At 69.9% G+C, this 14898-nt stretch carries 11 protein-coding genes and 3 pseudogenes; 10 read left to right on the top strand and 4 right to left on the bottom strand.

Annotated elements, in window-relative coordinates:
• Window positions 1-42: 42 nt before the first annotated feature.
• Window positions 43-231: pseudogene (locus tag ACIBAI_RS14750) on the bottom strand (IS5/IS1182 family transposase); the annotation flags it as partial.
• Between ACIBAI_RS14750 and ACIBAI_RS14755 the strand changes: the two are divergent.
• Both ACIBAI_RS14755 and ACIBAI_RS14760 read left to right on the top strand, forming a co-directional pair.
• Window positions 209-499 (top strand): annotated as a pseudogene (locus ACIBAI_RS14755) (transposase); the annotation flags it as partial. The pseudogenes ACIBAI_RS14750 and ACIBAI_RS14755 sit on opposite strands and share 23 nt — an antisense overlap.
• A 320-nt stretch (window positions 500-819) precedes the next feature.
• Window positions 820-2505: a ribonuclease J gene (locus ACIBAI_RS14760; RefSeq protein ID WP_399034179.1), complete on the top strand. Its 1686-nt coding sequence runs from the start codon at window positions 820-822 to the stop codon at window positions 2503-2505.
• A 922-nt stretch (window positions 2506-3427) separates the two neighbouring features.
• On the opposite strand, the gene ACIBAI_RS14765 is transcribed toward ACIBAI_RS14760, so the two are convergent.
• Together ACIBAI_RS14765 and ACIBAI_RS14770 are read right to left on the bottom strand one after the other, a co-directional pair.
• Complete coding sequence (locus ACIBAI_RS14765) at window positions 3428-4363, bottom strand: MBL fold metallo-hydrolase (RefSeq protein ID WP_399034181.1); 936 nt, start codon at window positions 4361-4363, stop codon at window positions 3428-3430.
• An 11-nt stretch (window positions 4364-4374) separates the two neighbouring features.
• Window positions 4375-5700, bottom strand: coding sequence for an MFS transporter (locus tag ACIBAI_RS14770; RefSeq protein ID WP_399034182.1), 1326 nt, complete (start codon window positions 5698-5700; stop codon window positions 4375-4377).
• Window positions 5701-5848: 148 nt separating this feature from the next.
• Between ACIBAI_RS14770 and ACIBAI_RS14775 the strand changes: the two genes are divergently transcribed.
• From ACIBAI_RS14775 to ACIBAI_RS14805, 7 genes and pseudogenes are all read left to right on the top strand, one after another.
• A complete protein-coding gene (locus tag ACIBAI_RS14775; RefSeq protein WP_399034183.1) occupies window positions 5849-6055 on the top strand; it encodes a hypothetical protein in 207 nt (68 codons plus the stop codon).
• A complete protein-coding gene (locus ACIBAI_RS14780; RefSeq protein ID WP_399034185.1) occupies window positions 6042-7433 on the top strand; it encodes an amidase in 1392 nt (463 codons plus the stop codon). Before ACIBAI_RS14775 ends, ACIBAI_RS14780 begins: the two co-directional genes overlap by 14 nt.
• 142 nt (window positions 7434-7575) lie before the next feature.
• Window positions 7576-8205, top strand: coding sequence for a TetR/AcrR family transcriptional regulator (locus ACIBAI_RS14785; protein ID WP_399034187.1), 630 nt, complete (start codon window positions 7576-7578; stop codon window positions 8203-8205).
• Between the two features lie 622 nt (window positions 8206-8827).
• Entirely contained in the window at window positions 8828-9322 is a 495-nt protein-coding gene (locus tag ACIBAI_RS14790) for an IS5 family transposase (protein ID WP_399034188.1), read from the top strand.
• A 105-nt stretch (window positions 9323-9427) separates the two neighbouring features.
• Window positions 9428-9844 (top strand): tyrosine-type recombinase/integrase, encoded by a 417-nt coding sequence (locus ACIBAI_RS14795; protein ID WP_399034423.1) that lies wholly within the window; start codon window positions 9428-9430, stop codon window positions 9842-9844.
• 922 nt (window positions 9845-10766) lie between these two features.
• Window positions 10767-11477, top strand: coding sequence for a glycoside hydrolase family 11 protein (locus ACIBAI_RS14800; RefSeq protein ID WP_004982418.1), 711 nt, complete (start codon window positions 10767-10769; stop codon window positions 11475-11477).
• A 615-nt stretch (window positions 11478-12092) separates the two neighbouring features.
• Window positions 12093-12359: pseudogene (locus ACIBAI_RS14805) on the top strand (transposase); the annotation flags it as partial.
• 458 nt (window positions 12360-12817) lie between these two features.
• Here the strand turns inward: ACIBAI_RS14805 and ACIBAI_RS14810 are convergent.
• Window positions 12818-13585 (bottom strand): calcium-binding protein, encoded by a 768-nt coding sequence (locus ACIBAI_RS14810; RefSeq protein ID WP_399034190.1) that lies wholly within the window; start codon window positions 13583-13585, stop codon window positions 12818-12820.
• A gap of 669 nt (window positions 13586-14254) precedes the next feature.
• Here ACIBAI_RS14810 and ACIBAI_RS14815 point away from each other — a divergent pair.
• Complete coding sequence (locus ACIBAI_RS14815; RefSeq protein WP_399034192.1) at window positions 14255-14860, top strand: lytic polysaccharide monooxygenase; 606 nt, start codon at window positions 14255-14257, stop codon at window positions 14858-14860.
• Window positions 14861-14898: the final 38 nt, after the last annotated feature.

The raw sequence follows: 14898 nt of genomic DNA on the forward strand, positions 1-14898 counted from the left end.
AAGGGCTGCTGCTGTGGCGGTGCCGAGGAAGACGTAGCCGCGCTTGTCATAGCGGGTGGCGACTGCCCGGGACTGCTTCAGGCGGTTGATCGCCCGCTCGACGGTGTTGCGCTTCCTGTAGCGGTCTTCGTCGAAGCCGGGCGGTCGTCCGCCGCGTGAGCCCTTGCGCAGGCGGGCGGCCTGGCTGTCGGTCTTCTCCGGGATCGTGTGCCGAATGTCCCGCCGCCTGCGTCCGGCCAAGCTCCCTGCAGACAAGGGATACGATTACGACCACCTGCGGACATGGCTTCGCGAGCGTCGTATCCGCCACCGCATCGCCCGCAAGGGCGTCGAGTCCTCCGCGCGGCTCGGCCGACACCGCTGGGTCGTCGAGCGAACGGTCTCCTGGCTGATTGGATGCCGAGGACTGCACCGCCGTTACGAACGAAAGGCCGAGCACTTCCTGGCCTTCGTCGGCATCGCTGCAGCCCTCATCGGTTACCGCCGACTCACCAATTGAAACGACGTCTTACGGGCAGGTGCGAGCCGAACAGAGCAGTGAGGTCCCACCGGCACGCCGGTGGGACCTCACCGTGTGCATCGACGAGGCGCACCGGGAAGCTGCGGAGGCCGGCCGCCACGATAAGAGGCACGAGATCCTCGTCGGCACCACCGGGCGCACAGCTCACCCATCGAAGGCGGCACCGCCCTGCCCCTCCCGGCCGCCGGCGTCATCCGATCGTCCCGGAGCAGCCGCTGCCGGTGTCCCGCTCCGTCGGGAAGAAGAGATCCACGCAGGCGATGGATCATCCCGTCCCACTCTGCGGGTACCGTCAGGGTATGAGTCATCCGCACCCCGAGCTGAAAGCCGCCCCGCCCCTGCCCGAAGGAGGGCTGCGGGTCATCGCCCTGGGGGGCCTCGGTGAGATCGGCCGCAACATGACCGTCTTCGAGCACGCGGGCAAGCTGCTCATCGTCGACTGCGGCGTGCTGTTCCCCGAGGAGACCCAGCCCGGCGTCGATGTGATCCTGCCGGACTTCACCTCGATCCGGGACCGGCTGGACGACATCGTGGCCGTGGTCCTCACCCATGGCCACGAGGACCACATCGGCGGTGTGCCGTACCTGCTGCGCGAGCGGTCCGACATTCCCGTCGTCGGCTCCAAGCTGACGCTGGCGTTCCTGGAGGCCAAGCTCAAGGAACACGGGATCCGGCCGCGCACGGTGCGGGTGCGGGAGGGCGACCGGCGCGGCTTCGGGCCCTTCGACTGCGAGTTCGTGGCGGTCAACCACTCCATCCCGGACAGCCTCGCGGTCGCGATCCGCACCGGCGCCGGGATGGTGCTGCACACCGGCGACTTCAAGATGGACCAGTTCCCTCTCGACGACCGCATCACCGATCTGCGCGCCTTCGCCCGTCTCGGCGAGGAGGGCGTGGACCTGTTCCTCACCGACTCCACCAACGCCGAAGTACCCGGCTTCACGACCTCCGAGCGTGAGCTGAACCCGGCGATCGAGCAGGTGATGCGGACCGCTCCACGCCGGGTCATCGTCTCCAGCTTCGCCAGCCACGTGCACCGCATCCAGCAGGTCCTGGACGCCGCCCACCAGCACGGTCGCAAGGTCGCCTTCGTCGGCCGGTCGATGGTCCGCAACATGGGCATCGCCCGTGACCTGGGCTATCTGAAGGTCCCGTCCGGTCTGGTCGTGAGCACGAAGGAGCTGGAGAAGCTCCCCGACCACAAGGTCACCCTGGTGTGCACCGGCTCCCAGGGCGAACCGATGGCGGCGCTGTCGAGGATGGCCAACCGCGATCACATGATCCGCATCGGCAAGGGTGACACCGTCCTGCTCGCCAGCTCCCTCATCCCCGGCAACGAGAACGCCATCTACCGGGTGATCAACGGACTGACCCGGTGGGGCGCCCATGTGGTCCACAAGGGCAACGCCAAGGTGCACGTCTCCGGGCACGCCAGCGCCGGCGAACTCGTCTACTGCTACAACATCGTCAAGCCGCGCAACGTCATGCCCGTCCACGGCGAGTTCCGTCACCTACGGGCCAACGCCGACCTCGCCATCCGTACCGGCGTCGACCCCGACCGGGTCGTCATCGCCGAGGACGGCGTCGTCGTCGACCTCGTCGACGGGCGCGCGTCCATCACCGGCAAGGTCCCCGCCGGCAACGTCTACGTGGACGGCATGGAAGTCGGCGGCGCCACCGAAGCGTCCCTGAAGGACCGCCTCACCCTCGCAGAGGAAGGCGTCGTCACGGTGGTGGCGATCGTCGACGCGGACACCGGCGCCCTCGCCGAGGCCCCCGACTTCCTGGCCCGGGGCTTCGTGCACGACGACACCACCTTCGAGCCGGTCGTCCCCGTGATCGAGAAAACCCTGGCCACCGCGGCCGAGGAAGGCGTCGGGGACGCGCGTCAGCTCGAACAACTCATCGCCCGCGCGGTGGCGAACTGGGCGTTCCGCACCTACCGCCGCAAGCCCCTGATCATCCCCGTCATCATCGACGCCTGAGCCGGAGCCCGGCAGGTGTCCGGGGCCGGACGCCGATGTGCACGGGGTGAAACCCGGTGACGAGTCGTTGCCGATGTCCAGCCTCATCACCGGCCCATCGGGCCGGCCCCTGCGAACAGCGCCCGGGTTCCGCCCGGACGCGCCCGGGGCGGCCCCATGGCGGGAGCACTGCGCCGGGCGTCCCGCGGCCCCTCCACAGCCGGCCTGCCGCCCGAGCAGCAACATGACGGCCACGGGGATCAGAAGCACACACAGCCTGGTGTACCGGCCGGAGGAGGAGACAGAGCCCGTCAGTCATGACGCTCAGGCCGCCTCGCAGCCCGTGCCCAAGGCATGAAAAGGCCATGTGACCTGCAGCTTCTTCCGTCCACATACCCTGTGACCTGTTTTCGATGACGCATCACGTGGAGCGCGGGGCGATCCTTGGGCCTGCTGCAAAGGACGTCTGACCTGCGGTTGCGCGGCCCAGGTGGGTCGCTCGGCCTGTTTTCCTCCGTACGGCGGGCCGGGCAGACCCACTGCTTGTTCAAACTCATCTGACCTGCGGTTACAAGGTGTGGCGGGGGTCGTACGAATGATGTCGGCGACGTGCATTCATCATTGTTGACGCTCGGATGACGCTCGATTCGTGAGACTGAAGCAGAGCCGCGTTGCTCGGCCGGCGATGGGCGAGTGGGGCCGGCAGGTTGCCCTCGTTCGCGACGCGTCGGCGTGACCGCCGCCCACGAGGGACAGCCGACAGCCGGCTTACGCAAAGGGCGCAAGCCGGTGATCGGTCATGACGTCGTCCGGCTCCGTCGGTGACGACGGAGCGCATGCCGGAGGAGTCCCACAGCCGCTCCCGGGCCGTCCGGTCGCGGACGCCCAGGACGTCACCCGCACGGACTCGGTGCGCGGCACGTCCCGGGTGCTCCGATCCGCTTCAGCCGCCGATGGGCGTTATTGCTGAGGGAGCCGGGACCAGTCGGTACCCGCCGTCCTCGCGCAGCACGTGTCCGGCGGTCGGCGGCGGGAAGTGGCTCCCGAGCAGGAGAGTTGACGTACCGGCCAGTGAGCCGAGCATCTGGTTCCGGGTCCTGGCCGCGAGTTCGGGAGCGACGTCCACACAGCTGCAGAGCTCCGGATGCGCCATCTGGACCGGGTGGTGGATGCTGTCGCCGGTGACCAACGCGGTCTCGCCACGGCTGCTCAGTTCCACCGCTACCTGCCCCGGGGTGTGGCCGGGGGTGGGCAGCAGACGGATGCCCGGCGCGACGTCCGTGCCCTCGTCCGCGACATCGATGAGGTCGAGCAGACCTGCTTCCCGGACGGGATGGACCGAGTCCCGGAACATCTGCCGACGCGCCTCCTCCATGTCGACACCCGCCCAGTAGTCCCACTCGGTGCGTGAGGTGAGATAGCGCGCGTTCGGGAAGGTGGGCACCCAGGCGTCGCCCTCGGCACGCGTGTTCCACCCCACGTGGTCGGCGTGGAGGTGGGTCAGGACCACGAGGTCCACGCTCTCCGGCGCGAAGCTCACCGCCCGTAGCCGTGCTTCGTAGTCGCTGTTCAGGTTGTGCCAGGCGGGGTTGGCGCGCTGCTTCCCGTTTCCGATGCCGGTGTCCACCAGCACCCGCATGCCGTCCACCTCGACGGCGAAGCTGTGGCTCGCCAGGCGCAGGACGCCTTGTTCGTCGGCGAATTCGGGGTTCAGCCAGGGAGTCCGGCTCACGAGGTCGGTGGTTGCCCCGGGCAGCAGCCACGGACCGGTCTGGGCGGGCAGGACCACTTCGTCGATGCGTCGTACGGTGTGGCTGCCCACCGTCCAGGAAGAGGCGGGGGGAGTAGGGGACTCGGTCGTTTGCGATGAGGTGGACACAGCGACTTTCCTTACTTGTTACGGGTCGCGAGGACGGAGATGTCGGGAGCGGGTGTGTCGGGTGAGGCGGATGTGCAGTTGCTCGTCGCCGGGCGGGAGCGGGTGTCCGGGGACGGTGTCCGGCGCCGACTGCGCAGCGGCGCGGTCAGCGTCGCGACTGCGACGGTCGCCAGTACGGCCACGCAGCCGGCATAGGCCAGTGCTGCCGCACGCAGCCCGAAGCCGGCGGTGAGGGCGCCGGCGCCGATGGCGGGCAGACTCATCGCCAGGTAGCTGAGTACGTGAGAGGAGGCGAGCGTGCCGCCCTTCTCCCGGGCCGGGACCGAGTCGACGACCGCGCGCAGCGCACCCTGGGAGACGGCTCCGAAGCCGAACCCGGCCAGCGCCGCCCCGGCGAAGAGAAGTACGGGGCCGGCGAGATGGAGGGCACCCAGGGTCAGGACGGCCGCCGGGATCACCGCGCAGCTCCCGAGAAGAGCGGAGACGTCGGCACGCATCCTGCGCGTGAAGTACACCGTCGGGGCGGCGACGGCCGTCAGCGTGAAGAAGACCATGCCGCCGGCGTATTCGGGTCCGCCGGGGGAGATGAGCCGTGTGAAGCCCGGTCCCAGGGACGAGTAGAAGCCGCCGAGTGCCCAGACGGCGACGACGCCGGCGCCGTTGAGCAGGAGAGCGTGGGCGGCCGCCGACGGCAGCGCCAGGTGGGGCCGCATCGAGCGCAGTGCTCCGGGACGGCGGCGGACGGTCTCGGGCGTCGAGACAAGGGCGATGGCCTGCGCGGCGAACACGGCGATCAGGGCCGCGTACACCGTGATCGTCGGAACGGGGGCGAAGCGCACCATGAGGGTGGCTGCCAGGACGCCGGCCGCCATGCCCGTCACCGGCGCGATGCTGTTGGCCAGAGCGGGGCGACCCGGCCGGGCGGGGTCTTCCAGGTCGAGGAGAGCCGCACCTGCCGCGCTGGTCGCCGCGCCGGTCGCGATGCCCTGCAGCACGCGGGCGCCGATCAGGGTGGTCAGGCCGCCGGCCGTCGCGAACAGTGCCATGGAGGCGATCTGGACCGCGAGCGCGCCCAGGAGCACGGGGCGGCGTCCGACATGGTCGGAAAGGGTCCCGGTCGTCAGCAGCGCGATCAGGAGCGCCAGAGCGTAGGCGCTGAAGACCACGGTGATGTCGAGGGACGACAACTGCCACCGAGCCTGGTAGTGGGGGTACAGCGGGGTCGGCGCGCTGGATGCGGCGAGCAGCGCGATCAGGATCGAGGCGTGCAATGCGAACGGCAGGCGCCCGGATGGGGAGGTGCGGGGAGGCGCGGGGCCCGCGGGGACGCTCTGCATGAGGGTCCTTCCCGTGCTAAAAGCGATTGGTTTGCTTTAAGGCACCGTAGGTCCTACGATCGACTAAAGCAAATAATTCGCGTTTATGGCGGCCGGAGGTCCTGCATCAGCCCCGGCCCGTCGCGCCGCACAGATCCGGAAGGAAGCCATGGCCAGCGAACTCACCCCCCAAGAGGCAGCCCGAGGGGCGCTGCGGGCGGGACTCCCCCTCGAGGACGGCCGACATGAAGGAGTGGCCATGACGGCCAACTACATCCACTCCGTGATCAGCACGTTGCGCGAGCTCGATTTCGGCGAGATCCCTCCCGCGTCCTCCTACCGAGCCGGACAGGGGGACGCCGATGCAACCGTTTGAGCTGTCGCTGACCGAAGCCTCCCGTGCGGTGCGCACACGGGAGCTGTCCCCCGTCGAACTCACCGAATCGGTGCTCGCCCGTATTGCCGCCGTCGAGGGACGGCTGGGCGCCTACGTCACCGTCGCCGCCGACGCGGCCCTGGCCGCAGCGGTCCGCGCCGAACGGGAGATCTCCGGAAGCGGACCGCGCGGGCCGCTGCACGGGATCCCCATGGCGCTCAAGGATCTGATCGACGCGGAGGGGATACCCACCACGGCGAGCTCGCACGTCCGGGCAGGGCACGTGGCGGAACGCGACAGCCGGGTGGCCGAACGGCTCGGCGCCGCCGGGGCCGTCCTCCTGGGCAAGACGCACACGCACGAGTTCGCCTACGGCCTGACCACTCCGCAGACGAAGAACGCCTGGGACCACAGCCGGGTCGCGGGCGGGTCGAGCGGCGGCTCGGCGGTGGCTGTCGCCGCCGGCGGGGCGACGTTCGCCATGGGCACGGACACGGGCGGTTCCATCCGGGTCCCCGCGGCCCTGAACGGCGTGGTGGGCCTCAAGCCGACCTACGGCCTGGTCCCACGCACAGGCGTGACCTCGCTGTCCTGGTCCCTGGACCACGTGGGCCCTCTCACCCGCACCGTCCAGGACGCCGCGCTGGTGCTGTCGGCGACCGCCGGCCACGACCCGCGCGACCCGGCGAGCGTGTCCGGCCCGATGCCGGACCGCTTCCCGGGAGACGACCTGCGAGGACTGAGGGTCGGCGTACCGCGGAACCACTACTTCGACCGGGTCGCGCCCGAGGTCGAGGAGTCCGTACGTGGCGCGATCGAGCGGCTGGCGGAGCTGGGGGCGGAGCTCGTCGACGTCGAGATCCCGATGGCGCGTTACATCCAGGCCGTCCAGTGGGGGCTGATGGTTCCCGAGGCCACCGCCTACCACGAGCGGTCGCTGCGGGCCACCCCCGACCTGTACGCGGCGGACGTTCGCATCCTGCTGGAGGCCGGCGAGCTCACCTCTGCGGGCGACTACCTCCGCGCCCAGCGGGCCCGCACCATGATGCGGGACGCCTGGGCTCGCATGTTCGACGGAATCGACGTCCTCGCCGCGCCGACGGTGCCGATGACCGCCGCCGAGGCGGGGCAGGAAGCCGTCGAGTGGGCCGATGGCACGACCGAGGCCGTGTCGGACAGCTACGTCCGCCTCTGTGCCCCAGCCAACATCACCGGCGTCCCGGCCCTCACCCTGCCGGTCGGTCACGACCGCGCCGGACTGCCGATCGGTATGCAGCTGATGGCGCGCCCCTTCCACGACGCGACGGTGCTCCGTGTGGGCCGGGTCTACGAGGAGTCGGTGGCCGGCGCGGGGCGGCTTGCTCCCCTCGCTGCCTGAGGGAAGGCGGACGTTTCGGCCGGCATGCGGTCGCGTCGCTGCAGGGGCGTCCGCCGTGCTCGGGCGCCCGGATGCGCAGCCCCGCGGGTCGCCGGTGCCGGCCGCCGCCTAGAAGCAACAAAATCGCATTAAGGTGGATCGCATGAGTCCCAGGCCCATGGTCCGCCCCGGCGGGCGCAGCGCACGCGTACAGGAGTCCGTCCATGCGGCGGTACGTGAACTCGTGGAGGAGGTGGGCCGCGACGCGCTCACGGTCCCGATGGTGGCCACTCGGGCGGGCGTGACCCCCTCCACGATCTACCGTCGTTGGGGCGACCTGCAGGAGCTCCTGTCAGACGTGGCCGTCGAACGACTGCGCCCGGAAACGGATCCGGCCGATCTCGGAAGCCTGCGGGCCGATCTCGAGGCGTGGGCGGAACAGTTCGTCGACGAGATGGCCTCGCCGCCCGGGCGCGCCTACATCCGGGACGCCCTGCTCGGCGACCCCGACGGGACCAATGCCGGTCAGTGTTCGGCGTATGCCGCGGAGCAGATCGACGTCATGCTGGCCCGTGCGGTGCAGCGGGGGGAGCCGGTGCCCGGGACGGAACTGCTGATCGACCGTGTCGTGGCGCCGATCATGTACCGCATCCTCTTCCGCCCTGGCCGACTGGACGCCGCATACGCGCGCGAGCTCGTGACGAACGCCGTGTACGCCCAGCAGACCGAGGACGGCGCTCGCCCCACCCAGGCCGCCGCCCCTCGGCGCTCGAAGAAGAACCCCGGCAACTGACCGCTTCACTCACCGGGCGGTCTGGCCGCTAGGCCGTGGAGACCGAGCGGCCGGCCGTACCGGCAGGGGTTCTGAGATCCCGGCAACGACCGACCAGGACGTGGCCCTTGGGCGTGCGCCCGCTTGACGCCCCGTGCGCACGAAGGGCCCTTCGGCGGAGTAGAAAACGGCTCCTGACCTGGAGTTATGCGGGATCCATCCTGCCGGGACATCTTTCCGATGACGCACCACGTGGAGTGCGTGGCGATCCTCGAACCGGTCGCGAAGGGCTCCTGAGCTGTGGTTTTGTGTGTGCGCATTATGTGCGGTGCGGGCGTTGCGGGCGAGATCCCGACGTTGAAATGACGCTTGTGACGCTCATTCGACGTTTGTCCTGATGGGCTGTCAGATGCACGTTGGGCAGGTCAGGCGGCGTCGAGGCGGCGAGTGACGATGTAACGCCGAGGGCTGGTGACGTTCAAAGCGGAGTCGCCGGGTCCTGCAGAACGGATGTCGAGGAAGACACCAGTGAAGGCGGTGACCTGCCTCGATGAGTTGACGGCTGCCTACCTGTGCGAATGGCCTGCCAGGACTTGTCCGGCCGATCATGTGACCGCTCCGCGTCCAGGTCGTTGAGGTGGGCATGGGCCGGGGCGATCCGACGGGTGCCGAGTGGGAACGGCTGCGGCCGTTCCTGCCGGTCAGCAACGGGCGGTGTGGCCGGTGGCGGAACCACCGACAGGTGATCGACGGGATTCTGCGCCGGGTGCGGACCGGGATGCGGTGGTGTGACCTGCCCGAACGTTTCGGGCCGTGGAAGACCGTCTACGAACGCCACCGCCTGTGGTCGGCCGACGAAACCTGTGAACGTCTACTCCAGCAGGTCCAGGCCGCGGCCGACGCCGTAGGCGAGGTCGACTGGGACAGCTCGGTCGACTCCGCCATTGTCAGCGCGCACCAGCATGCAGCCGGCGCCCGCACCGGCCCGCCGCCGGCTCCGGGACCAAAGGGGGCCGAAGAGATGGGACACCAGGCCGGGACGCCGTGGCAGAGCCTCGTCGCCCGCCTGGTGGGGGCGGTGCTGGAGGTGAGGGCCTGGACCGCTCGCGGGGTGGGTTCGCCGGCAAGCCCCACCTGAGCGCGGACGGCCGCTGCCGTCCGCTGTCCCTGATCGTCACTCCAGGGCAGCGGGCGGACTGCACCCGGTTCATGCCGGTTCTGGAGAAGGTCCGGGTGCCCGGATCTGGCCCCGGACGACCACGCAGAAGCCGGACAGCCTCGCGGCCGACAAGGCCTACGGCAACGGCCCCCTTCGCGAGTACCTGCGACGGCGGGGAATCCGCCGCACCCTCCCGGAGAAGACCGACAGCCGGGCCGCCCGCTTACGCAGCGGACCTGGTGGCCGGCCATCGACAGCGCCTCCTGCTTCGACGACGACGGTGAACAACAGCCCGTCCCGCACTGCCCGCCGCACTCCATGAGGCACATCTGCGCCTCATGGCTCGTGCAGAAGGGCGTCTCGCTCCATGAGGTCCAGCACCTCCTCGGCCACGAGAGCTTCCAGACCACCCAGCGCTACGCCCACTTGCAGCCCGACGCCCACAAGTCCGTGCTCGGCGCCTGGGAGCGTATGGAAGCTCCACCCACCGTCGCCGCATGAATGTGCCTTCGCCCTGCCCGTGGGTGGACAGGGCGAAGGTGTTTGTCCGCCGTGTGCCCCGGGCTCACGCGGTCGGGCCGGCTGCCTTGTCCGCGAAAAGCACTCAGCGGTGGCGCGGCCGGTTGTGTCGGGGAGCCGGTTCATGCGTGTGCGGGAGGGGAGGAAGGCGGTGCCGGCGCTGACCTTCGGACGGGGGAAGCGTTCCGCGAGCCGTCCTTCGAAGGGGCCGACGGCGTGCGGGCCGCGTAGCCGGACCGTGCGGTGGAACACACGTCGAGATCCCCGTGAGGGGGTGGGCCAGGTCGCAGCGGAAGGTGATGGCACTGTCCCCCCATCCGCTGAAGCCGGCGGCGGGTGGTGCGCCTGCTCGTCCCGGTCGCCGCCCCGCGGCCGAGGGAGCCGAGGGTCCGTCAGGGCGGGGCTGACGGATGCGAGGGTCCGGGCGCGGCACCGCACCTCGACGTAGGCGACGGTCGCGGATTCGGCCGCGTCGTACGCGGTGACCCATGCCGGGCCGTTCGTGCGCAGTCGTTCCCGGTGGGGCCGCCGCAGTCGCGTTCACACCCGCTCGAAAGTTTCGAACGTCGCGCACATGCTTGCGGTAAGTCCCTTCCTCGTCTCATTCCATCCCGCGCAACGGATCGCATGAGAAGTGTCTTGACCAGTAAAGATGCACCCTCCGGGACCTCTTCTGGTAACAGGAGTGTTTCCGAAAGGTTGTCGAAAGTGTTGACAGGGCCATGGCGTTCTACGAAAACTGTGGCCACCGAACGACAGGAGACCGTCGTTCCCCTCACGTCATGTGACCGGGGATGGCGGCCGGTCGTTGCGGCACGACGACGGACGGCCCCCGCCGTGTTCCATGCAAGGCCGCGGGCAGCAGAAGCCGACCGCCCCCCACCAGCCTTCATCGGGAGGACGCATGCAGCAGGACCAGATCCAGCAGAACCCCGCTCCCTTCAGCGGCTTGAGCCGACGAGGCTTCCTCGGCGGCGCAGGCACGGTCGCGCTCGCCACCGCGTCCGGACTGCTGCTGCCCGGCACCGCCCACGCCGCCACCACCATCACCACCAACCAGACCGGCTACGACGGCATGTACTACTCGTTCTGGACCGACGGCGGCGGCTCCGTCTCCATGACGCTCAACGGCGGCGGCAGTTACAGCACCCGGTGGACCAACTGCGGCAACTTCGTCGCCGGCAAGGGCTGGAACACCGGCGGGCGCAGGACGGTCCGCTACACCGGCTACTTCAACCCGTCGGGCAACGGCTACGGCTGCCTCTACGGCTGGACGTCGAACCCGCTGGTGGAGTACTACATCGTCGACAACTGGGGCAGCTACCGGCCCACCGGCGAGTACAGGGGCACCGTCTACAGCGACGGCGGCACGTACGACATCTACAAGACGACGCGGTACAACGCCCCCTCCGTCGAGGGCACCCGCACCTTCGACCAGTACTGGAGCGTCCGGCAGTCGAAGGTGACCAGTGGCTCCGGCACCATCACCACCGGCAACCACTTCGACGCCTGGGCGCGGGCGGGCATGAACCTGGGCCAGTTCAGGTACTACATGATCATGGCCACCGAGGGTTACCAGAGCAGCGGGAGCTCGAACATCACGGTCAGCGGCTGACCTCTGTCCGGCGAACAACCGGTTGCGGGCTCCGTCCTCGTGGCGGATCCCGCAACCGTGGCGAACTCGCCACCGCGGTGGGGGCACCCCGGCCGAAGGCTGGGAAAGGGCCGACCGGTTCGACAACCAGCCCCTTCCCACAGCGATCGGCGACATGCCCCACGAGCACGGGACCAACCGCTACGCCCGACACCGACCCCCCACCGGCAGCTGGAGTCAACGCACGGAGTCTCCACCGACGTGAGGCTCCGTACCGGGGAGGTACTGCGTAGGTGGTCGTGACGCGCCGGACCGCCGGTGCGAACCGGCGCAGGGCCGTTGCGCTCGTTTGACGCTCCGGACGCCCGGCGGCCCTCATACGAGCTCCAAAGGCGCCTCTGAGCTGCTGTTTTCTCTTGGCTCCGAGGTTCCCGGCAGTAGCGCTGACCTGTTTCCGGAGCGCACCATGTGAAGTGCGTGGCGATCTTCGAACCGGTCACGAAGGGTTCCTGGCCTGCGATTCCGCGGCGATCTCGAGGGGGCCGGCCCGCTTCGTCCCCGCGCCATGCCGATCCGCGCACACCGGCCCCGACCCGCGCGTGTCCTTCGGTCGGGGCTGCTGCAGCAGTTGACGAAGTGTTCCCGGAGGCGGCTTTTTTGGGGGGGGGGGGTGAGCCGACCGCCCTCCTGGGCCACGAGCGTGGTGGGCGTGTCGAGGGCGGCCGGGAGAACCGCCGCAACAGGCACGGCGCGAAGACCGTGAACACGCAGGCGGGTCCGGTGCGGATCCAGGTCCCGCGGGGCCTGGCGGGCAGGTGCGAGCCGCAGCTCGGCAAGAAGCACCAGCGCCGCCTCGGCGGGATCGACGAGACCGTGCGGTCGCTGCCTGCCAAGGGGCTCGCACCCGGCGAGGTCGGTGCCGCGCGGCCATGGGCCTGGATCCGGCAGGCAAGGGCGCCGGCGCCGGGGACGCCGCTGGAAGCACGCCCCGAACGCCTCGACATCACCTTCGGCGGCCGCCTCCGGGCTACTTGTGTTCCTTGTGGCCCTTGTGCTCCTTGTGGTCCTGCTTCCGGTCGAAGGCACCTCCGCCTGCGCGGCACCGGCGTGGACTCGCCAGGCCGGTGCCGCGGTCGCCGCAGTCATGACCCTGGAAGCGTCCTGCGCATATCCGACATGGTCACGGAAGGGAAGCGAGGAGGACCCGGCCCCCGCCGGGTCACCTCGTGCCGCGCGGAGACCTGCCGTTTGCGGCGTGCGCGGTGTGACGCGGCTCGGGCGGCGGATCGCCGACGGTGGCGGCTCGGCGCCCGCGACGCTGTCCGCGTCGCGGGCCGGAGCCCTCGGGCCTGGAGGCGCACCTACGGGAGGACGACGTCGCGGCCCGGGCCGCCTTCGAGGACGTCCTTCCCGGGGCCACCGCTGACCAGGTCGTCGCCGCCCTCGCCGTGCAGTGTGTCGTCGCCGGTGCCGCCGAAGGCGATGTCGCGGCCGTCCCCGCCCAGGGCGTGGTCGTCGCCCGGGCCGGCGTACACGATGTCGTCACCGCCGTACCCCTCGATCATGTCGTCGCCCCGGCCGCCCCACATCCGCTGGTTGCCGCTGTCACCCATCAGGTGGTCCATGCCGTCGCCGCCGTGCAGGGCCGCGGGTCCCATGACCATGTCGTTCCCCGCGTCGCCCAGCACCGTGCGCGCGGTGTGGGCGTGCAGTTCGTCGTCGCCGGGGCCGCCGCTGACGGTGCCGATCCCGGGGTCGAAGGCGGCGATCGCGTCGTCGCCGTCGCCGAGGAAGACGTCGATCCTGTCGGGCCGGGGGCCGTCGACGGGCAGTTCGCAGACGACGGAGGTGGTGTCCTCGGGTCTGGAGTACGCGCAGTGGTCGCCCGGTGCGAGCGGGACCACGTCGCTGAAGCCGATCCGCCGGATCCCGTCACTGGTGTACATGGTGAATATGTGGAGGTCGTTGGTCTGTCCTGGGGCGGCGGTGAAGACGATCGACTGAGTCGCCCAGTCGGCGCCGACGCGGGCCTCCGGCTCGGCGGTGGCGGCGGCTGCCGGTCCGGCGGCGAGGCCGGCGGCGAACAGGGTCACGGCGACCGCGCTGACAACGGCTCGGTTTCGGTTCATGAGACCTCATCTCGATGGGGTGACGGTCGATCCGCTTGACGTGGTGCTGCCGGGGGACCGGGCGGACGGTCGTGAGGGCAGTCTCCCCTGCTGGCCCGGAGGATCTGCAAGACCCAGAATTGACGAGTCGTCATGGGGAGGCGATGTCCCTCCGGACGCGATTGTCGGTTTCTGCTGGTCAGGCATGTTCCCGGTGTCGTCGTGGCGGGATTCGCGCGGCCGATTCCGGCTCCATGCCGCGGCGTCGGCCGGTGCCGGATCGGCCGGGAGGAGCGCGTCGAGGCCCCGGCCGCTCCGGACGAAGCGGCGGGAGTGCCCGTTGCGGGTGCGCGTGGCGGTACGGGCGGCGGTGGACAGGGCCCTTGGCGCGGGGACTGTCCCACCGCTGACGTCCCCCCCGGCATCGCCCCGCACGCCGGTCCGGGCCGCACCCTCGCTCTCCGGTTTCGGGAAGGGCTCCGACTCCCGGTTCCCGGCGGGTTCCCTGCTCGCCGCCCGCCCCTGTAATCAACTCCGTTTGTTTCATTGACATTTCACTCAGAAGTCGTACCGTTGGGAGCGCTCCCATGGTGCTTCGCAACTGGAAGGAGTCCCCCCCACATGCGTACACAGAGTTCATTAACCGGGCGTTCCCGGTCGGCCCTCCGTAGGCCTCTCCAGGCGCTCGTCATGGTGTTCGCCGTGATTGTCGGCGCACTGGCCTGGTCGGCCCCCGCCCAGGCCCACGGCACCATCGTCAACCCCGCCTCCCGCGCGTACCAGTGCTGGAAGACGTGGGGCAGCAACCACACGAACCCGGCCATGCAGACCCAGGACCCCATGTGTTGGCAGGCCTTCCAGGCCAACCCCGACACCATGTGGAACTGGATGAGCGCGCTCCGCGACGGCCTCGGCGGCCAGTTCCAGGCGCGGACCCCCGACGGGACGCTCTGCAGCAACAACCTCTCGAGGAACGCCAGCCTGAACAAGCCCGGGCCGTGGAAGACGACCAACGTCAGCAACAACTTCACGGTCCAGCTGTACGACCAGGCGTCCCACGGCGCCGACTACTTCAGGGTCTACGTGAGCAAGCAGGGCTTCGACCCCAAGACCCAGACCCTGGGCTGGGGCAACCTCGACTTCATCACGCAGACCGGCCGCTTCGCCCCGGCGCAGGACATCAGGTTCAACGTCAACACCTCCGGCTACACCGGACACCACGTCCTGTTCGTGATCTGGCAGGCCTCGCACCTCGACCAGGCCTACATGTGGTGCAGCGACGTCAACTTCGGCTGAGCCGGAGAGCGCCGCACACGGCACCGGCCTCTGCCGGG

It is taken from the genome of Streptomyces sp. NPDC051041 (genome assembly GCF_044456065.1).
Taxonomy (GTDB): Bacteria; Actinomycetota; Actinomycetes; order Streptomycetales; family Streptomycetaceae; genus Streptomyces; species Streptomyces glaucus.